Origin of the sequence: Micromonospora sp. MH33, assembly GCF_003013775.1 — a bacterium.
Taxonomy (GTDB): Bacteria; Actinomycetota; Actinomycetes; order Mycobacteriales; family Micromonosporaceae; genus Micromonospora; species Micromonospora fulviviridis.
In genome coordinates this window covers 1-20,189 of the sequence record NZ_MUYZ01000100.1, presented here as the reverse complement: position 1 = coordinate 20,189, position 20,189 = coordinate 1, and the positions used below count along the sequence as shown (strand labels likewise).

15 protein-coding genes and 2 pseudogenes are annotated in these 20,189 nt (G+C 70.2%); 6 read left to right on the top strand and 11 right to left on the bottom strand.

The features are described from left to right. Together B0E53_RS37620 and B0E53_RS17105 are read left to right on the top strand one after the other, a co-directional pair. Positions 1-1,230: pseudogene (locus B0E53_RS37620) on the top strand (TerD family protein); the annotation flags it as partial. Positions 1,231-1,495: 265 nt separating this feature from the next. Next, positions 1,496-2,338: an aldo/keto reductase gene (locus tag B0E53_RS17105; protein ID WP_107076983.1), complete on the top strand. Its 843-nt coding sequence runs from the start codon at positions 1,496-1,498 to the stop codon at positions 2,336-2,338. Positions 2,339-2,578: 240 nt separating this feature from the next. Here the strand turns inward: B0E53_RS17105 and B0E53_RS17100 are convergent, their stop codons facing one another. Continuing rightward, a complete protein-coding gene (locus B0E53_RS17100; protein ID WP_210406095.1) occupies positions 2,579-3,259 on the bottom strand; it encodes a TMEM175 family protein in 681 nt (226 codons plus the stop codon). A gap of 304 nt (positions 3,260-3,563) precedes the next feature. On the opposite strand from B0E53_RS17100, the gene B0E53_RS17095 reads away from it, so the two are divergent. Next, complete coding sequence (locus tag B0E53_RS17095) at positions 3,564-3,839, top strand: nuclear transport factor 2 family protein (protein WP_107076981.1); 276 nt, start codon at positions 3,564-3,566, stop codon at positions 3,837-3,839. A 93-nt stretch (positions 3,840-3,932) separates the two neighbouring features. Here B0E53_RS17095 and B0E53_RS17090 read toward each other — a convergent pair whose 3' ends face one another. The 3 genes from B0E53_RS17090 to B0E53_RS17080 form a co-directional block, all read right to left on the bottom strand. Next, positions 3,933-4,976, bottom strand: a complete 1,044-nt coding sequence (locus B0E53_RS17090; protein WP_107076980.1) for a P1 family peptidase — start codon at positions 4,974-4,976, stop codon at positions 3,933-3,935. A 178-nt stretch (positions 4,977-5,154) separates the two neighbouring features. Further along, positions 5,155-5,997: an alpha/beta hydrolase gene (locus tag B0E53_RS17085; protein WP_107076979.1), complete on the bottom strand. Its 843-nt coding sequence runs from the start codon at positions 5,995-5,997 to the stop codon at positions 5,155-5,157. A gap of 4 nt (positions 5,998-6,001) precedes the next feature. Then, positions 6,002-6,619 carry a dihydrofolate reductase family protein gene (locus tag B0E53_RS17080; RefSeq protein ID WP_107076978.1) on the bottom strand — a complete coding sequence of 206 codons (618 nt, stop codon included), beginning with the start codon at positions 6,617-6,619 and terminating at the stop codon, positions 6,002-6,004. A 151-nt stretch (positions 6,620-6,770) separates the two neighbouring features. Here B0E53_RS17080 and B0E53_RS17075 point away from each other — a divergent pair, with 151 nt between their 5' ends. Continuing rightward, positions 6,771-6,965, top strand: coding sequence for a hypothetical protein (locus B0E53_RS17075; RefSeq protein WP_210406094.1), 195 nt, complete (start codon positions 6,771-6,773; stop codon positions 6,963-6,965). Between the two features lie 16 nt (positions 6,966-6,981). Here the strand turns inward: B0E53_RS17075 and B0E53_RS39420 are convergent. The 7 genes and pseudogenes from B0E53_RS39420 to B0E53_RS17035 all read right to left on the bottom strand — a co-directional run. Beyond that, positions 6,982-7,139: pseudogene (locus B0E53_RS39420) on the bottom strand ((4Fe-4S)-binding protein); the annotation flags it as partial. A 48-nt stretch (positions 7,140-7,187) separates the two neighbouring features. Then, entirely contained in the window at positions 7,188-7,892 is a 705-nt protein-coding gene (locus tag B0E53_RS17065; protein ID WP_107076977.1) for a BPL-N domain-containing protein, read from the bottom strand. Positions 7,893-8,034: 142 nt separating this feature from the next. Then, positions 8,035-9,414, bottom strand: a complete 1,380-nt coding sequence (locus tag B0E53_RS17060) for a heparan-alpha-glucosaminide N-acetyltransferase domain-containing protein (protein ID WP_107076976.1) — start codon at positions 9,412-9,414, stop codon at positions 8,035-8,037. After that, on the bottom strand, positions 9,411-10,172 hold the full coding sequence (locus B0E53_RS17055; protein WP_246835447.1) for a BPL-N domain-containing protein: 762 nt from the start codon (positions 10,170-10,172) through the stop codon (positions 9,411-9,413). The genes B0E53_RS17060 and B0E53_RS17055 overlap by 4 nt, the downstream gene beginning before the upstream one ends. Continuing rightward, a complete protein-coding gene (locus B0E53_RS17050) occupies positions 10,169-10,978 on the bottom strand; it encodes an arginine deiminase-related protein (RefSeq protein WP_107076975.1) in 810 nt (269 codons plus the stop codon). Before B0E53_RS17050 ends, B0E53_RS17055 begins: the two co-directional genes overlap by 4 nt. Positions 10,979-11,064: 86 nt before the next feature. Beyond that, positions 11,065-14,991, bottom strand: a complete 3,927-nt coding sequence (locus B0E53_RS17045) for a Pls/PosA family non-ribosomal peptide synthetase (protein ID WP_246835446.1) — start codon at positions 14,989-14,991, stop codon at positions 11,065-11,067. Between the two features lie 1,629 nt (positions 14,992-16,620). Beyond that, positions 16,621-17,847: an MFS transporter gene (locus B0E53_RS17035; protein WP_246835445.1), complete on the bottom strand. Its 1,227-nt coding sequence runs from the start codon at positions 17,845-17,847 to the stop codon at positions 16,621-16,623. Positions 17,848-17,974: 127 nt separating this feature from the next. Here B0E53_RS17035 and B0E53_RS17030 point away from each other — a divergent pair, with 127 nt between their 5' ends. Both B0E53_RS17030 and B0E53_RS17025 read left to right on the top strand, forming a co-directional pair. Next, positions 17,975-18,235 (top strand): hypothetical protein, encoded by a 261-nt coding sequence (locus B0E53_RS17030; RefSeq protein ID WP_107076973.1) that lies wholly within the window; start codon positions 17,975-17,977, stop codon positions 18,233-18,235. A 44-nt stretch (positions 18,236-18,279) separates the two neighbouring features. Further along, positions 18,280-20,115 carry a long-chain fatty acid--CoA ligase gene (locus B0E53_RS17025; protein ID WP_107076972.1) on the top strand — a complete coding sequence of 612 codons (1,836 nt, stop codon included), beginning with the start codon at positions 18,280-18,282 and terminating at the stop codon, positions 20,113-20,115. The last annotated feature ends 74 nt before the right edge of the window (positions 20,116-20,189 follow it).

The window sequence follows — 20,189 nt, the reverse complement described above, 5'->3', positions numbered from 1 at the left end:
GGGCGCGCGCTGGGGCTGCGGACACGGCGGCCGGCCAGGCCCGCGCCGGTTCGGGGCGCGGAGCCCGGCACGCCGCGACGCACGTTCTTCCCCAAGGGCGACGTGGTGCGGGCGTGGAGCGCGCCGGAGCGGCGCCGCCCGCTGCCCGCCGACGTGATCGCCGAGATCCGGGCGAGCGTCGACGCCGAACTGGTCGACCGGGCCGGCGGGTTGGACCGGTTCGACGTGGCCGTGCTGGACGCGGTGCTGGGCCGGGTGCCCGCCCCGCGACGCGAACGCGCGGGCTCCGCGCAGCTGACCGGTTGGCCGCGGGGCAGCGTCCGCCATCTGCCCGACCTGGACGTGCTGCGGCTCTTTCTGCACTGGACCGACGGCGAGAAGTTCCGGGTCGACCTGGACCTGTCCTGCGGGTTCTACGACCGGGAGTGGATGCGGCGTGGCCACTGTGACTACACCCGACTGCGGTTCAAGGGCCGCGCCGCGGTCCACTCCGGTGACCTGACGTCGGCACCGCCGCCGCTGGGCGCCACCGAATTCCTCGACCTCGACCGGGCCGCGCTGCTGTCGGCACGGGTGGAGTGGGCCGTGCCCGTGGTGTTCAGCTACAACGACGTGCCCTTCGAGGCGCTGGACGCCGCGTTCGCCGGCTTCTCATTGCCGGAGCGGGGTGGCCGGCAGTTCGACTCGGCCCGGGTCGTGCAGCGATTCAACCTGCGCGGCGACTCCCGTTCGCTCGCGCCTCTGGTGCTCAACGTGCGCACCGGCGAGGTGATGTGGATCGACGCGAGCCTGTCGACCGCCGGGTACGGTCACAACGTCGGCGGGTACGGCGCGCGGCTCGGCCGGCTCGCCGCCGACCTGTGGGAACACTTCTGCGCCGGCACTCGCCCGACCCTACTGGACCTCGCCGCCTGGCACGCCTCGGCGCGGGCCGACCGGATCGTCGTCGCGCACGCCGACGGCACCACCACGCAGGTGCCGGTCGGCCGGGGCGCCGAGACCGTGGCCGCGGTCCGTGCGGCAGCGACCCGCGACACCGGGGACGGCACGTTGTCGCGGCCCCAGGTCGCGAGGGCGTTCGTCGCGACGGTGGACCAGGACCGGCTGATGGTGCTCGTCGACGGCGAGGTGGCCGACGGCTCGGCCGCCCTACTGCTCGACGGGCCGGCCGGGGCGCCGTGGACGCCGGTCTCCGCGGCGGACCTGGCCGCCGGACTGGTGCCGCGGTAACCGCCGCACCGGCATCGGTCAGTACTTGGTCGGCCACCTTCGCGAGAATGCCGATCACGGCCCGTACGGTGCGGCTGCTCATGCCGCTGCTGTTTCTGGGCCTCGCACTGCTGATCCGCGTCGTCGACGACAGGGCCCTTGCGGCACATGCCCACCCCACAGCCAGGGCCGGCGCGGAGAAAGGTCGCGCCACGAGGGTGTGCTGCCTGTCGCAGCGGGTAACGCAGGCAACCCAACTGGTACCCAAGCTCCCGGAAAGGTCGCCATGACCCTCGCTGCCGCCGCGATCGAGCTGCCGTCCGGCCAGACGATGCCCGTGCTCGGCCAGGGAACCTGGTACCTGGGCGAGCGCCCCGCGAGGCGGCGGGACGAGTTAGCCGCCCTACGCACCGGGCTCGACCTGGGCATGACCATGATCGACACTGCGGAGATGTACGGTGACGGCGCTTCCGAGGAACTCGTCGGCGAGGCGATCATCGGACGACGCGCCGACGTCTTTCTGGTCGACAAAGTGCTGCCGTCCAACGCCAGCCGACGGGGAACCGTGCAGGCCTGCCGCCGCAGCCTGCAACGACTCGGCGTCGACCACATCGACCTCTACCTGCTGCACTGGCGCGGCACGCATCCACTCGCGGAGACGATCGAGGCGTTCGCCGAACTCGTCGACGCCGGTGACATCGGGCAGTGGGGCGTAAGCAACTTCGATCTTTCTGACATGACGGATCTACTCGAGGCGGGCGGAAACTCCTGCGCGACCAATCAGATCCTGTACAACCTCACCCGCCGCGGTCCCGAGTACGACCTGCTGCCGTGGCTACGCGAGCACCGAATCCCGGTGATGGCGTACTCGCCGATCGAGCAGGGCCGGCTGCTTGGCCATCCCCAGGTCGCGGAGGTCGCCGCCCGGCACGGGGCCACGCCCGCTCAGGTGGCGCTGGCCTGGCTGCTGCGGCAGGAGAGGGTTACGGCCATCCCCCGATCGTCCAGGCCCGAACACACCCGGGAAAACGCGGAAGCGCGCGACCTGCATCTGACTGAGGAGGACGTGGCGGCACTCGACACGGCGTTCCCGCCGCCGGCCGGCCCGCAACCGCTGGAGATGTTGTAGCGTCACCGACCGTTTCGCCGGACGGCGCCGGTCGAGGTCGGCGCCATCCGCCGCCAGTCATCCGTTTTGCCAACGTCTCGAGCGTGGCGCGGATGATCGGTTCCGCCTCCCCCGGCGGAACCTTCGGTCGCGCTGCCACGGACTGGATGAACTCGGTGTAGTTCCCCTCGGATCCCCTCTCGAACCGGATTGCGGCGGGGACCCCGCGCCCACCGGGGTGAAACGGTGCTTCGCCCGCCCTCAGCCGGGTGGCGGAGGGCGGTGGGTGATCCGGCGGGTCACCCGGAACTGGTACAGGCCGGCGCTGGTGACGGCGTAGAAGACGGGCAGGAGGAGGAAGATGGCGAGGCCGACCAGCGGCGCCACCAGGTAGCCGAGCACCCCCGCCAGGACGTACAGAACGACTCCGGCGAGGGCCCGGAACCGCTCGACGCGGAAGAACTCGTCCTTGACCTGTTCCTTCAGCAGGTCGGGATGCCGGGCCAGGTAGTGGTAGAACGCCAGCCAAGTCGCGCACAGCAACGCGCCGATCAGCGCGTAGAAGGCGATGGCCACACGCTGGTCCGCGTTGTCGTGCTCCTGCAGGGCGTGCGACACGACGATGGTCGGAAACGGCAGCAGCGCCGTGGTGAACAGCACGAACAGGTTCATCCAGTGCAGGCCGCGATCGATCTGCTGGATGCGGTTGAACGCCGCCTTGTGGTTGAGCCAGACGACGGCCACGTACGAGTAGGACGTGAGATACGCGACGTACGCCGGCCACTGGTCGAGCAGTCCGGACAGGAGGCGGCCGGGCGGGACGTTCGGCACCCGGAGATCCAGGACCAGCAGCGTGATGATGATGGCGAAGATGGCGTCGCTGAACGCCACGGCACGGCTGGTGTCCGACCGGGTGCCGAGGTCCGTGTCTGGCCCGCTCACCGAGGGGGCCTACCCAGGGGCGCCCGCGGTAAACAGCCGAGCACGACCGCCCCGAATGCGAATCAATAGTGCAGATCTCGAACTAGGGGGCCTAGCGGGTTGCCACAATTCTGGTGCCGAGAGTTCCTCGGCATCTCGGAGAAGCTGGCATCACGGAGGCACGACTCCAAAGGATTGACCGACGCTGGGGCCGTTCCGCCTGCTGCACACGGATGAATGAAATGCGCTCACCCACCAGTTGCCACGGCCGGAAGCAGCCGCGGCTACATGCCCGCCCGACAAGCACACGACCGTAGACAACCCGGTGGCCGACTCGGATGCCTTCGTCGCGTCGTTCACCGACGACGCGTACCTCAACGACTGGGGCCGTGAGTTCCACGGCCGCGACGGCGTGCGCTCCTGGGACCGCACCGACAACATCGGGGTGCAGTCGCACTTCGAGCTCGTCGGAATCGAGCCCGGCACCGACCCCGACAGCTACGTCGCCACCCTCAAGGTCTCGGGCAACGGCTTCAACGGCACCGGCCCGATGGCCTTCCGCCTCCGCGACGGCCTGATCGCGAGCCTGCGCATCAGCTGAGGTCCCTGCTGCCGCCGCGGGAACTCCAGGTCGGTGTCTACGAGCTGACCGGTCGGCGAGGCGGCCGGGATGACCCCGAATCCTGCCCAGCGGTCAGGCTCGCGCCGCCAGTCGCTCGGCGGCCGACAGCCGCCGGATCGCCTCCCGATGTGGAACGGCGTGACTGGTACGACCGCCCGCACCGGTGGTGGTGACGGCGGCGAACAGCGAATTGAGCAGCCCTTCCTCGACCGCGTCCATCACGGCCGCGAAGATCGGGTTGATCTCCCCGTCGGGAATGGGTGCCTGGTCCGGTGGTGCCGTGCTGAACGCGATCGCGTAGTCGCCGCTGGCGTTGCTGTACGACGCGCCGACCCGGCCCATCGCGAAGACCGCCCGCCGGGCGAGCCGTCCAAGCTGCCGGGCGTCCAGGGGCGCGTCGGTGGCCACCACGATCATGCACGAGTTGCCGGGTGGTTCGGTTCGGCCGGCGTCCGGGATCAGCTCGTCGGCCGGCAGCGGGACGCCGAGGGCGGTCAGCACCCCGCCGAAGTTGGACTGCACGAGGGCGCCGACCGTCACCGCACGGTCGGCCACCCGCACCGTCCTGGACGAGGTGCCGATGCCCGCCTTGAAGCCCAGGGCCGTGGTGCCGGTGCCGGCCCCGACGCAGCCCTCCGCCGGCAGTTCGCCGGACGCCTGGGTGACGGCGGCGAGCACGTGTTCTTCGGTGATCGGGCGGCGGCGGATGTCCGACAGGTGGCCGTCGTTCGTCTCGCCTACCAGCGGGTTGAACGACAAGCCGTCCGGCCTCCGGTCCATCAGGTACCCCAGCAGCGCGTCCGCAGCCCGGAACACGGACAGCGTGGCGGTCAGGACGACCGGCGACTCCAGGACACCGAGTTCGTCCACCTGGGTCGAGCCGACGAGCTTCCCGTGACCGTTGCCGGAGTACACGGCGGCCGGCAGGGTCCAACGGCCGGGGCCGAGCTGGGTCGGTACGACTGCGGTTACTCCGGTGTGCAGGTCGGCGCCGTCGTCGACGGTGGTGTGCCCGACCAGGATCCCGGCGACATCGGTGATCGCGTTGTGCCGCCCGGTTGGAAGGCGCCCAACGACGATGCCGAGGTCACGGGCGCGGCGGCTGACCTGATTCATGATGTTCCTGTCGTCGTTGTCGCGGTGCGTGCGATGCAAGGATCATTGCGAAACCTGGCCGGTCGGGTGTGGTGGTGTCCCCAGCACGAGGGCCCACGACAACATCCAGGGTGTTCGCGGTCATCGCGGACGTTCCACTGCTGCGTGCAGGCCAGACCGGCGCGGCACCCGCCGTCCTCTATCCGAGCGTGAGCATCGCCTCGGTGACCTCGCCGACCGCCGCATCGGGGATCGCAGTGGCGGCGTCCTTGAGGACGAGCAGCCGTGCCCCGGGGATCTCGCGCGCGATCGCCTCGCCGTTGCCGACGGGGAAGAACCGGTCGCGGCGGCCGTGGACGACGAGCGTGGGGACCTCGATCCCGGGCAGGCGCTCACGCCAGCGTGGTGTGCAGTCGAGCCGGGAAAACACCATGCCCATCTGGTTGGCCATCTGGACCGGTGGTGCGGTGCCGGGCGTGCGGTCCCAGATGCGCGCAGCGATTGCGCGCGCGGCGACGGGGTCGTCGCCGAGGATCTCCGCGCCTGCGGCGGCGAACTCCGCAACCGCCTCGCGGTCGGTCCAATCGGGCATCGGCCGCGCGAACAGCCGGCTCATCGTCGCCTGGTCATGGCCGGGGAGGTCATCGTCGGGCGGGCCAGGGGCAACCGCGCGGGTGCCGACCAGGGTGAGCGCCGAGAACGCGCCCGGATGGTCGAGCACGGCCACCTGGGCGACCATCCCGCCGACGCCGATCCCCGCGAGGTGCGCAGGGCCCCCGCCGAGCGCGTCAGCAAGGGCCGCCGCGTCGGCGGCGAGGCCGCGCAGGGTGTAGGCGGGCGCCTCCGGATCCGTCGTTGTCGACTCCCCGCTGTCGCGCAGGTCGTAGCGCACCACACGGCGCCCGCCAGCGGCGAGGCGCTCGCACAGCGCGTCGGGCCAGGAGAGCATCGTCGTCCCGCCCGCGAGCAGGACGAGTGGCGCGGCGTCGTCACCGAACGACTCAATGCCCAAGGCGATCTCATTGGCGTTGACAGTGGTCATCGGATCACCGGGAGACGTCGTAGGCCAGGTGGGTCGCGGTCGATGTCGAGATTACGCTCCGCTGCACCAGCGTGCGCGGCGCTCCGCCGGTGAACAGTGGTGTCCCGGCGCCCAGCACGATGGGCGCGAGGTGCAGCGTCAGCGCGTCGACCAGCCCGGCGTCGAGCGCCGAGCCGATCGTGGCGCCGCCGCCCATGAGGATGACGTCGAGGTCCTTGCCGCTGTCCGACGACGCCGCCTCGGCCCGCTCACGCGCGGCGGTGACGGCGTCGGGCAGCCCGGTGGTGACGAACGTCCAGTCGAGGTTGGTTGTCCGCACCGACTCTGGCGGCGAGCTCGTCACGACGACGAACGCGGGCTTGCCGACCTCGCCGGCGCCGTAGCCGGTCGTGTCGTCCCAGCCTCTCGGCCCGTCGACCACGTCGAAGAGGTGGCGGCCGAGGACGACGGCGCCCGAGCGGACAGTCCCCTCGCGCAGGACCCGGCGGTCGTCGGGGTCGTCGGAAAACGCCCACGTGTGCAGGGCCTCGCCGCCGGTTCCCAGACCGTTGTCCGGGCTGGGGTCGGGCCCGGTGACGAAGCCGTCCAGAGAGACCGAGATGTCAGCGATGATTCGAGCCATGCCAGGGCAGACCCCACCCGCCGCCCAAACTCATCGCGCACCCATGAAGTGTGTGGCCGATGCGAACTCGATAGCACGACGCGAGGCGGCACGTCGGACGTACAGCGGATACCGGTCGAGCAGCATCCGGGCGGCCGGATCGGCCGGTTCGGTGAACAATGTCCTCGGTGAGGCCGGTGCGAGCCAGGTGCGCGCGTTCAGCGAGGGCTACGTCCCGGCGATGAGCGTCTCCGCCGCGCTCGCCTTCGCGGCCACCACCGCTGGCATCGTGCTACCGCGACACCGCCGCCTCGCGCCGACCACGGTCACCGGACATGCCGCACCTGTCCAGTCCAAGGCGGGATGACCAGTCGAGCAGGCACGCGCTCGTAGACCGGGCACACGTTCAGACAGACCGAGCAGCGGATGCAGCACAACGCCTGCCGGCCCACCTCGTCGACGAGCACGGCGCTGCGCCCGTGTCCAGCAGCACCAGGTGCACGTGCTGCGGCCCGTCGCCCGGAGTGACACCGCTCCACAAGATCCCGACAGTCCCAACGCCGACCGGGAATCCATCGGGTGCGCCGGGTCAGCTCTGACTGATGGCCCGGCCGTCGCCCTGCATCATGCTCTTGATCAGGTCATGGCCCAGATCGAAGCGGATGCCGTCCGGGTTGATCAGCCCCGCGTCGGCGTACCACGACCGGTCGGCTTCGGGGTGTGGTCCCACGAGTCCCACTCGCCCGGCGCCGAAGGTGGCGACGACGGCGGCGGCTGCGCCGGTGTCGTAGGTGGCCAGCACGGTTCCCGACGCCCCGGGTCGCAGTTGAAACGTCGGCCCGTCCTGGAAGTACATGTGCCGGACATGGCCGCGCCAGCGGACCGGGATGATCGTGTCGTCGGTGCTGTCGACGCTCGCCCCGCCAGTGCTGATGTACTGATCCACCTTTCCGTCGATCAACCCGAACCCGGGCTCAGCGGCGGCCAGATACGCCCCCAGGCAGAAGCCGAGGTAGTGCCCGCCGTCATGGACGAAGCCGCGGATCAGCTCGGTGTAGTCCCGCAGCTTGCGCCAGGCCGGTCTGACCTCGCCACCGCCCGGCTGCGCATATATCGCCGCTCCGGCCAACGCGTCCGACGAGATCTGCCGCTGCTCATCCGGACCGCAGTACTCGGTGCGGAACCGCGCCGGTGAGCTGCGTAGCAGGGCTGCCACCGCCTCCGCGCAGCCGGAGCAGGCGGCTGGACCACGGTAGACGAGTGCCAGCGGACCGTCCCGGGAGACTGCCGACATCCCGGCCCACCCCAGAGCGGCCAGGGCACCGACGGCACCGACGCCGAGCAGAAGACGCCGTCGATTGATCGTAGGCGGTGCGCCGAGCGGCAGAGCCGACCTGATCTGTCTCATGTCGCTCTCCTCCCGCTCAACCGCGGCGTCAGCCCCTCGCTGGCCGGTCGATCGGGTATTCGCCCGCGCTCGGCGCCTCTGGTGAGTACATCGACATCCCGGCCCTACCGCGCCTTCGTTGGCTTGTCCGCCTGACCAACCGACGAGCGGCGCGGGAAAGCGCCGTCACGAGCCCTTCCAGCGGGCCACGGCCCGCGGTGGCCCACCATGCGGTCCCGACCAACACGATAGCCACGGCCTGCGCGAGGTATCCGGGCACGGGGGCGTAGGAGTCGAGGTCAGAGTTGATGAACATGATGTGTGCGGTGTAGAAGGTCAGGGTCATGGCGCCGGCTTCGGCGAGGGGCACCAGCAGCACGGAGATCACCTGCCGCGGGAGGGGCCGTGCGACGCGACTCGCGAGCAGCATGACGGCGAGCAGAGCGATCGCGCTCCCGGTCGTGGCGAGCAGGTCGAGCGGCGTGCTGGTGTGCGGTGCGTCGACCGCGAGCCACCACCACGTCGAGGTGGGTGTGCTGCCGTCCCCGCCGAAGGTGAGGAGTTCCGTCGTCTCCGCCACGTTCAGCCCGCTCTTCGGCTGGGTGAACCAGATCTGCCGCAGGCCCTCGTGCCGGTTGAGCAGGATCGACGATGCCACCGGCGCCGTGACGGCGAACGCGACTCCGGTGGCGAGCAGCCCGAGGACCGTTCTCATCCTGGTCAGGGTCAACCGCCCGATCACCAGGCCGGCGCACAGGTACGCCAGCCACGCCACCGCCGGGTACTCGCCGGTGAGCGACAGCTCGCTGAGCAGCACGCCCGGGTCGTGGACGAGTTGCGCGAATGTCGCATTGTCGTAGGTCGGTACCGGCAGGTGCGGCAGCAGGATCTGACGCAGAACGGGAGCGCCGGCGGCCACGATCAGCCCGGTGAACGCCACCAACCAGGTCGGGAGGAACACCAACGGGATCGCCAACACGAACATCACCGCGTAGTAGGGCAGGATCACCGCCGCCAGCGACGCGTCGGTATAGCCCAGTGCCAAGCCGATCGCGCCGATGGCCAGGGCCCGGACGATCAGCGCCGTCACCGCGTCCGAGCGATCGATCAGGCGAACCCGCCGTCGACCGGTCAGGAACGCGATTCCGACGCCGGCCAGCACCGCGAACAGTGCCGCCGCCCGTCCCGCGAAGATCGCGAACCACCAGGTCGGCCGCCCCGCGGCGTCGGAATCGGGCAACGAATGCACGGCGATCATGCCGAACAGCGCTACTCCCCGGGCGGCGTCCATGCCGAGCAGCCGGAATCGCCCGACGGGCGGGTCCGTCGTCACGGGTGGATCATCGGCGCTGCGGGCGATGGGGGCTGGCCTGTTCGCCTCGGCGGCGCGCTCGAGATCCTGCCAATTGAGGCTTGCGGTCTGGGTCATGGCCTCATCACCGTGTCAACCAGGTCGCAGCCGAGATCCACGCCGAGCCGTTCCGTGGTAGGCAGCCCGGCGTCGAGGTACCAGTCGTCGGTGGCTTCGGGGTGCGGGCCGACGACGCCGACCCGGCCGGCGCCGAAGGGAGTGACCAGTGCGGCGATCGTGCCGTTCGGGTAGGTGGCGAGGATGTCGGTGTCGGCGTTCGGGCGCAGCCAGAAGTACGGGCCGTCTTGGAAGAAGAGCGTTCTCGGTCGGCCGCGCCAGGAAACCCGGACGACGGAGTTCTTCTCCGAGTCGACGGTGGCGGCGGCGGAGCCGATGTACTGGTCGGTGTCCCCGGGCAGCAAGGCGAAGCCGGGGGTGGCCCCGGCGAGGTAGCCGCCGAGGCAGATCCCCACGTACCTCCCGCCGTTGTGGACGAACTGGCGGATTTCATCGCGGTGGCGCTTCATGTGGCGGTAGCCGCGCTTGAGGGTGCCGCCGCCGGGCTGGGCGTACAGAGCCGCTCCGGCCAGTGCCTGAGGGCTCAGTGGCAGGTCCTCGTCCGGGCCGACGTAGCGGACATCGAAACCCCATCGGCTGGACTTCAGCAGCGCCGCCACCGCCTCCGGGCAGCCGGGCAGCGTCGCCGGCCCCCGGTATACCAGCGCCACGGGTGCTGGCGTCCCCTGCGGTAGGGGCGAGCGGACCGTCAGGCCAAGGCCGGACAGCGCCCGCTCGCCGGCGGTGAACAACCGGCCGATGGTTCCCGAGGCGATCACGACTCCGCCGGCAACGGGTTGTCCAGCGTCAGCGCGGTGCAGCGCACCCCACCGCCACCCTTGGCCAGCTCGCTCGTGTCCAGTTCAACGACCCGCAGGCCACCGGCCCGCAGCGTGGCGGCCAGCCGCGGCGCCCCCTTGGTCATCGTCACGGTGACGCCGTCACTGATCAGATTGAGCGCGAACCGGGCCGCCTCTTCGACGCTCACCTCGATCAGGTCCATGCCGAGTCCGCGCAGCCGCCGGCAGCTCGGCTCGTCGAGGGCCTGCGGACAGTAGGCAAGCGTCCGGCCCGGTTCGACCACTGCGACTGCCAAGTCAAGGTCGTACCACCGGCGGCTCACCGTCTGCAGCGGCACCACCTCGTAGCCCAACTCCTGCGCGAGCACCGCATGCATCCGCCGGTCCGTCCGTTGGCCGTAGCCGGCCAGCAGCAGGTCACCACAGGCCAACGCGTCACCCTGGCCGCTGAACGGGTACGGCGCCTCCAGCACGTCGAAGTCATGGTTGATCAACCACTCCTGGAAATACGGCAGTTCAGCCTTGCGCTCGGGCGGCGGCGCCCCCAACACAGCCCGATCGCCCCGCACCAGTGCCGCGTTCGCGGTGAACACCATGTCCGGACACTCCGGCGCCGACGCCACGTACTCGATTCGACGACCTGCCGCTCGGTGCGCCGCCATGATCGCTTCGTGCTCGCTCACCGCCGCCGCTTGATCCGGCTGTACCTCGGTGTGCATGTACGGGTTGATCTCGTAATCGACCCGGAAGTGAGCAGCGTCGGAAACCAGTAGTGCCTTGTTCATTGAGCAGCTGTCCCTCTTGTGAAGTGGTGAATGGACGGAACGTGGTCGCTGCGGTGCGGTGGCAGCCGCAGCGGTATGGCGCGGCATCAGGCGGCCTGCCGTTCGACCGGGTCGCGGGTGAGCACCCCTTGCGCGGGGATCCCCCGCCATCGGGTCCCGCGAGTGAGGGTTTCGCCCTTCATCAGTAGCGAGAGCGATTCCAGACTGACGTCGTCGCCGACGACGGCGTCATAGAGGACGATGGCGCGGGTGCCGATGGTCGCGCCGGAGCCGACGGTGACGACGGACATCTTCATGACCCGGTCCTCGAACAGGTGCGTCTGCAGCGACACCTCGGTGCCCACCGTGGCGTCGTCACCGATCTCGACCAGGTCGAACTCCGTCAGGTAAGTCGTCCCGATCCAGGTGCGTCGGCCGACGCGCACCCCGAACCAGCGCAGCACCGGCGGCAGGAACGGCGTGCCGACCAGGAGCCCGACCCCGACGGGGACCGCCGCGGCCTCATAGAGGCCCGTGACGAACTCCGAGCGCCGGACGAAATCGCTCCAGAGCGGTTCCACCCGAGGCCGGTACGTGCCGACGACGTTGCGCTTGGTCGCCGCGCAGAACAAGATCACCCCTACGCTCGACGCCATCGCGACGAACGGCGACACCAGCGCCGGCACGAGCAGGTCCCGGCCGTTGGCGAGCCAGGACAGCGCCAGCAGGTAGAGGTAGAAGCTGGCGCCGAGCACCGATGCGGGCAGGGTGGCGCGGAAAAATTCGACGAACAGCCGGCGGGCCACCATCGTCCGCGGCGGGCGGAAGGTCAGCTCCTCCGAGAAGGAGCCGCTGCTCTGGCGCACCGGAAGGTGCATCGCGGGTGAGTCCAACCAGGATGTGCCCTCCGGGACACCGTCGTCGGGTGGCAGCGTGCTGACGCCGAGCAGGGAACCGTCGCCCAGCACCGTGCCGGCCGGCACGAACGCGGCGTTGCCGACGAAGGCCCGGCTGCCGACCCTGGTGGGCAGGAATGCCACACGACCGTTGGCGAACGTCGCGGCGCCGAGGCTGGCCATGTCCGCGACGAAGCTCTCCGCTCCGAGCGTGAGCAGGTCCGGGTCCAGGTGCGCGGCGGTGGAGACCTCTGCGCCGCGACCCACCTTGGCACCGAGCAGTCGCAACCAGGGCCCGGTGTAGAGGGTCGCATAGAGCGAATTTGTGAACATCAGGCTGAACTCGAGCAGCTTGTCCGCGATCCACTTGCGCACGCCGAGCATCGAGTGCACCCGGTGGTGGACACCGACCGGCACCCGCGGTAGCACGAGGCGTTTGCCGACGGCGACCACCGCGCAGACGGTGAGCACGTAGACGATGCCAGCCGGGATGGTCGCGACCAGGCCGGCAAGCAGACCCCGGGTCAGCAGCACCCACCACACCAGCGCCACGCTGGGCAGGACCATTGCGATCGCCCCCAGTTCCAAGCCGATCAGGCCGACCAGGGCGGCGGCGACGTGGTGCGGGCGCCAGCCGTTGCGCAGAGGCCGGTAACTGAGGATGGCTTCAACGGTGGGGGCGAGCCGGGGGGTCGGAGCCGGCGGTGAACCAGCCCAACGCTGCCCGGGTGGCACCGCCTCGCCGTGAACGAGGACGGACTGCTCGCCGACGCCGGCGTACGCCCCGACCGACGCCCCCGGCTCGAGGACCGCGTTCGCGCCGACGAAGGCACCGGGCCCGATGGTGATCGGACCGACCACGACCCAGCCGTCCTCCGCCCGCCACGGACACAGCGAGACGCCGTAACCGACGGAGGCGTCCCGGCCGATGGAGATCAGGCTGGGCAAACTGATCGCGCTGGTCGCGATGATGCTCCTGCGGCCGACGCGGGCACCGAGAAGCCGCAGGTAGGTGCCGATCAGCGGAGAACCGCTGAGCACGGACAGTGGTCCGATCGCGAGTAGCGTGTTCAGCGCCCAGAGCCGAACGTAGGTCGGTCCCCACAGGCGGTACCGGCCGGGTCGGATGCCCGCGGCCAACGGGCGCGCCAGCAGGACCGGCAGCACCCAGCGCACGCCGAGGTAGCTGAGCAGGATCGCGACCATCAGTTCCATGAGGACGCGGGCGGACACAAAACCGTCGTTGCGGGTGTAGACGTAGGAGACGGGAAGCGTGACGGCCAGCAGCAGCAGGTAGATCACCGCGCCCTGCCCGGACCCGGCCAGCGCGATCCGCCGGCTGCTGTGCCGCAGCGGGGCGGGCCGGGGCGGAGCGGTCGACCGGCCGATCCGGTTGACGGTGCCGAGGTGAGCGGCCATGCCGCGTACGGTCGGGTGGGCGTAGAGGTCCCGGATCGCCGGGTTCATGCCGACCTCGCGGGTGCGCAGCAGTGACACGACGCGTGCGGCGAGCAATGAGTGTCCGCCGAGGTCGGTGAAGAAGTCCGCCTCGACCGAGAGCGTCTCGGGCTCGATGCCGAACGCCTCCGCCCACGCCGCGCGTACCTGCTCCTCCAGCTCACCCTCGGCGGCCACGAGCGGGCCGGCCGCTCGGGTGAGCCGGCGGCTCGGCGCGGGCAGCTGCTTCCGGTCGACCTTTCCGCTGGGCATGGTCGGCAGCGCAGCGACGACATCGAGGAAGGAGGGCACCATGTAGCCGGGCAGCCGGGTTTGCAGGGTCTGGCACAGCCGGCCGATCAGTTCCTCCCAGCCGCGCTCGTCGCTGTCGTGCGGTACGAGGTAGGCAGCCAGCTCGCGGGGGGCGTCCGGACCGTCGGCGACGGGAACAAGCGCCGCCACGGCCTCGGCCACACCCTCGTCCTCCAGCAGCACGCTCTCGATCTCACCGAGATCCACCCGATGGCCACGGATCTTGACCTCGGAATCCGCCCGGCCGAGATACTCGATCTCCCCGTCCTCGGTGAGCCGACCCAGATCCCCGGTGCGATACAGCCGACTGCCCGGCGGTGCCAACGGATGCTCGATGAAGCGGTCCGCGGTCAGGTCAGGACGCCCGACATACCCTCGCGCCACCCCCGGACCGCCGATACAGATCTCACCGACCTCGCCGTCGGCGACCGGCTGGCGCTGCTCGTCCAGCAACACTGCGGAGTAGGTCGGCAACGGCCGGCCGATGGTGACGGGCCGCCCGGGCAACAGCTCGCCCCAGATCGCGGTGACCGTGGCCTCGGTCGGCCCGTAGGTGTTGAGAATCCGCCGACCCGGACGGCTCCACCGCTCGACCAGCTGACCCGGACACGCCTCTCCACCGACCAGGAGGTTCCGGATCCGCGGCAGATCGCGGGGAATCGTGGCCAGCAGGGTAGGCACACAGTAGAAGACCGTGATGCCCGCCTCGTCCAGGAAGTCCGCCAGCTCTGCCCCGAGACGCCGGGAATCCGTCGGACCAGCCACCAACGTCGCACCGACCGACCAGGTCGGCCAGATCTCTTCGATCGCGAAATCGAACGCGATCGTCATACCCTGATAGACCCGATCATCCGGACGCACGTCGTACGCACCCGGCACCACGTCCAGGAGGTTGCAGATGCTCGACTGCGCGACCTCAACACCCTTGGGCCGACCGCTGGACCCCGACGTGTAGATCACATACGCGCTTGGATCCGGGACACCGTCGCGGTCGAGATCCGGCCGGTCGCTCGGCGCCACGGCGAGGTCGGCGCTGCACTCGTCTACCACGACAGCCCGCCGGTCACCCACCCGGTCGGCCAGCGTCGAGGAGGTCAACACCAGGTCGACCTCGGAATCCTCAGCGATGTACCCCACCCGGTCGGCCGGAGACTCGGGGTCGATCGGCACGAAAGCCGCCCCCGCCTTTCCCACGCCCAGCAACGCCACATACGTCTCGACCGAGCGCTGCAGCAAGATGGCCACCCGGGCGCCGCCCGCGACGCCGAGGGCGCGCAGGTAATGGGCCAGCCGGTTGGCCCGCTCGTCCAGCTCGCGGTAGGTCAGCCGCTCGCTGCCGCACTCGAGGGCGACGGCCGACGAGTTCCGGTCGCACGCGGCTTCGAACACGTGATGCAGACGCCGCGTTCTGGTGACGCCGCCCTCGTCTCCTGGCCTGGCCGCCGCCCGATCGACGACCGGCGAGCCGACGACGACGCGCACCTCCGCGTCCGGAAGACGCTCCACTCGCGCGGGTGACGTGGACGCACCGATGTGTTCGACCTGCTTCACGGAAACGCAAACCTCCTGGCCCGACCATCCGAAACCACCTGCTGCCAGGCAGCGAACCACCGTGCGAGAACTGGCCGGTCAACCAGGACGTGGCACAGAGAAAGCCGCCGGAAAAGCCCATACGGATACGCACACAGACGGGGATATCTGCATCATTACCCACAAGGCCCAGTGAAGGTAGCAAACTCCCCTAATCGTCATGTCCTGGACTTTGAATCTCCGACTTTCGGCTGATTCGCCGGCCAGCCTGTCGTCGCCGTTCGCCTCCGGTGGCACCAAAGGCGCTTGACCCGGCAGTCAGGTGTTCGGAGCCCACACCTGCACGCCGTACGGGCGGGCAGGCGCGTACCGCAAGACGGCAGGCGGGGATCCGCTACATGCGACATCCACGGGTTTCATCCGATGCCAACGGGCGAGGCGAGGGCCGGCCGAGTGGGTGACGGCATACCTCGAAATCGGACAGTCGTTACGAAACAAGGGCAAAGCACTCATTAACTGAGCCAGCCGAACCCGCAATACACAACTTGCTGGTCGAGACTGTGCGCATATCCCTGATGAATGCAGAGCGGACAGTGGAGTCAATTTGTTGAGTTGAATATTCCCTGGTGGAACGGCCTTGAGCGGCGTGGAGTCGCCGAGACAAGCGCGGTGGGCCGCGGACTGTCCGGATCGCATCCGCCGGCCGCCGCCTTGGCGGCCGACGCGATGACGAGCCGTGTGGGACGTAGACCATGGGACGCGCGTACCCGGACAGCCGATCGTCTCTGTCCGCGGACTCCTGCGGCGCACTCCCCACCCGTGCCGGTGCTGACTTTCTCGTGGCCGCGGAAGCCATGCGGAAGGTCTGCACCCGACATCACTGACCAGGCCCCGGCCCGGCTCACCTGGGACGCCGCCACCAGGGACGCAATCGTCACCATGGGCTGCGGCGACGCGCGCCATGCCTCCGCCGACGTCGACCTCCGTCGCACTTCCCCGCCCGGCTCGAACTCGCCTGTGCGGTCTTCGACGAGGACTGGACGGACTACGCGAGGAGCTCCGCCAGCCCGGATCCCGAAGCCTTCAGCCGCCGCCCGCGCCGCAGCCGCCGACCTACGCCGCCGGAGAAACCAGCACCACCCGCAGCGCCTGTCACCCGCCCCCCCGTGTGGAGAGGAAGGCTCAGCGTCCTCCTGGGCAGCCTCATGCCAGCCGCCCGCAAGTCAACGACGCGGAGTTGCTGCCGCTCGATCTCGCCGATCTCCACGCGAACGTGGCCTGGTCACGACCCGGCTGTGGGAGGTGTGGCAATCAGCCGTGACCGGCTCCCCCTGATCGGCGGACGTAGGAGACCAAACGGCGCCAACGGTCGGACGTGCCAGACTCGCTGGGCTGACCATTCTGGTCGGCCGTCCAAGATCCGCAGACCCACGGATGCGGTTCCACTCGCCGCCGGACCCCACCGTGGTCCGATCGCCGGCTCGTTCGTCATCCACGGCTTCCCCCTGGCGAAGGGCGAACGGGCCGGGTGGCCGGGCGAAGGGTAGCGACGAACATGGCCAGGGCGACGGCCTGAATGCCGGCCACGGTGACGATCATGGCGGTGATCGAGTAGTCGTAGAGCGTGCCGGTGAGCAGCCCACCGACCAGGGTCGCCCCGCCCAACCCAGCCGCGAAGATCCCGTACGCGGTGCCCCGCCGGGCAGCGGGGACGATGTCGGCGATGGCCGCACGCAGGGTGGATTCCTGGATGCCGAGCACGGCGCCCCAGGCCAAGACCCCGGCGACCGCGGTCGCCGAAGTGGTGGTGAAGGCAGCCAGCGGGATCAGGGCAGTCAGCACGGGTACGGCGGCCAGCACCAGGAAGCCGGCCCGGTCATACAGCCACCCGGAGGCCAGCGCCGCGAGCGCGTCTACGCCCATTGCGGCGGCGTACACGACCGGCACCACCGCCACCGGTACGACGTGCCGCGTGGCGAGGTGGAAGCTGAGCACGCCGAAGGTGGCGTAGCCGGCCGTGGTCAGCACCGTGAAGGCCAGATAGGTCCAGAACACGCGGGGCAGCCGGGCGCCCGGCGGGGCGGGCGTCGCACCGGGTTGGGGGCCCGGTTCGAAGCGACGCGGATCGGGCACGCCGGCGCGCAGCCACAGCAGCAGGAGCAGCACCGCCACAGCCGGTACGGCCAAGGCGAGGAACGCGGGCCGGTAGTGGTGGGCGGTGGTCGCCAGAACGGCGGCGACCAGCAACGGCCCGGCAACCGCCCCGGCCTGGTCGAGCGCCTCGTGGACGGCGAAGCCCTTGCCACGGCCCACCGCCGAGGCGGCGTGGGAGATCATGACATCCCGCGCCGGGCCACGGATCGCCTTACCGGCCCGCTCCGCGACGAACAGCACCGCAGCCACCCACAGGACGCTGGTCAGCCCGAGCGCCGGCACCGCCACCAGGGTCAGGACGTAGCCGATCAGGACCAGCGGCCAGTAGGCCTGGGTCCGGTCGGCGAGAGGTCCGGTGCCCAGCCGTCCGGCCAGGGCGAACGCCTCCCCGGCGCCGGTGACCAGGCCGACGAGGGCCGCGGATGCGCCGAGGGTGGCCAGGTAGGGGCCGATGACTGACCGGGCGCCCTCGTACACCACATCCGACAGCAGGCTGACAACACCGAACACGGTCACAAACCGCCACGGCGTCCACCTGATCGTCGGCGCGGCGATCTTCACCCATGCAGTCTGGCCTACCGGCATGCGGGCCGGGTGTGGATCAGCCCACGGACCGAGCGGAGCGTTTGCCCGGGTACGCCTCGGGCAATCGCGCGGCGGAGCACCGGCACGCGGGGAGGAGCAGGTAATGAAGATCCACGACCCGGCCAGTCAGGCGATGCAGAAGGACTACGACGTCACCGACATCGAGCGCCTGATGGGCAAACGGGACTGGAAGAGCTACGACGACGTGATCAAGTGGCTGAAGAAGGAGGGTGATGAGGACCGGCGGTTCACCCCCGGCGAGGTTCAGCACATGATCGACGACTTCTCCCGGGCGCGGGACAAGGGGATGGACTTCCCGCATGAGCCCGAACAGCTCTACAAGAAGCTGAAGAGCAGCCGATAGGGCGTGCAGGGACGCATCGATCTACAGCCAAGGGGCGTACGGGCATGCGGGGCAGCGTCGCGGTAGAGCCGAAGGTGACCGGCGGCGAGTCGGCGGGGCTGGCCGACGTGGTCTGGGAGAACGCCCGGCGGAAACCGGACACGGTGCAGTTTCTGCGCCCGAACCCGGACGTCCGGTCATGGCCCGCCCAGCAGCCCGGCGTCGGCGACGCGGGCGCGGTGACCTGCCGACAGTTCCGCGACGACGTGGCGGCGTTGGCGCGAGGGCTCATCGCCGCAGGGGTCGCGCCAGGGGCACGGGTGGCGTTGATGAGCCGCACCCGCTACGAATGGACCCTGGTCGACTATGCGGTGTGGACCATCGGCGCGGTGACCGTTCCGGTGTACGACACCTCGAGCGCCGAACAGCTGGCCTGGATCCTGGCCGACTCCGGCGCCGTGGCGTGCGTGGTGGAGACACCCGATCACGCCGCGATGCTGACCAGCGTGCGGGACAGGCTGCCCGGGCTGGCGCAGGTGTGGCAGATCGACGCCGGCGACCTGACACAGGTGGCGGGCCGGGGCCGGGCCGTCGACGACGAGCAGGTGGAGGCCCGCCGTGACGCGGTGTCGGGCGCGGACGTGGCGACGATCGTCTACACCAGCGGGACGACGGGCCGACCGAAGGGCTGCGTGTTGACGCACCGCAACATCGGCCTCGACGTCGGCAACGCGGTCGCGGCGCTGCCGGAGTTGTTCCATGAAAGGGCGTCGACGGTGCTCTTCCTGCCGTTGGCGCACGCGTTCGCCCGGATGATCCAGGTGGGGATGGTGCAGACCCGGGCGACGATGGTGCACAGCGCCAGCATGAGCGGCGTGCTGGATCAGCTACGCCGATACCGGCCCACGTTCGTCCTCGCGGTGCCGCGAGTGTTCGAGAGGATGTACCACCGGGCGCAGCAGAAGGCGATCGAGAAGCACCAGGGTCACCTCTTCGCCGTCGCGGACCAGGTGGCCGTGCGGTACAGCCGGGCGCTCGACCGCCCGTCCGGCCCTGGCCCGATGCTCCGGCTGGCGCGGCGGGTCTTCGACCTGCTGGTCTATCGGAAGCTGCGGGCGGCGCTCGGCGGACGATGCCGCGTCGCGATCGTCGGCGGCGCCCCTCTCGGGGAGCGGCTCGGACATTTTTTCCGCGGGGCCGGCCTGACGGCGCTGGAGGGGTACGGGTTGACCGAGACCTCCCCGGCGGTGGCGGCGAACCGGCCGTCGGCGATGCGGATCGGCACGGTCGGCCGGCCGCTACCGGGCGTGGAGTTGGCGATCGCCGACGACGGGGAGGTCCTCGTCCGCGGCGACGTCGTGTTCCAGGGCTACTGGAACAACCCGTCCGCCACCCGCGCCGCGTTCACCGCCGACGGCTGGTTCCGCACCGGCGACCTCGGCAAGCTCGACGACGACGGTTATCTGCGGATCACGGGACGCACCAAGGAGATCCTGGTGACCGCGGCCGGAAAGCACATCGTGCCCGCACCGATGGAGGATCGGGTGCGCGCGGACCCGCTGGTCAGCAACTGCATGCTCGTCGGCGACGCCAAGCCGTACGCCGCCGCACTGATCACCATCGACCCGCAGGCATGGCAGCGGTGGCGAGCCGCTCACGGTCACCCGCGCGCATCGGTGGCGGAGCTGCGCGACGACCCCGCCCTGCGCGGCGAGATCCAGGCTGCGGTCGACCGAGCGAACAGCTCGGTCTCCAAGGCGGAGGCGATCAAGACCTTCCGGATCCTGCCCGACGACTTCACCGAGGCCAACGGTGAGCTCACCCCGACCTTGAAAATCAAACGGGAGGTGGTGGCGCGGCGCCGCGCGGCCGAGATCGACGCCCTCTACACCGGCCACTAGGCCGTGTTTGGTAAGGGGTCGGCGGGTGGTGAGGTGCCGGCGTGGCGGTGATCGATAAAGGCTGAGGTCTCCGG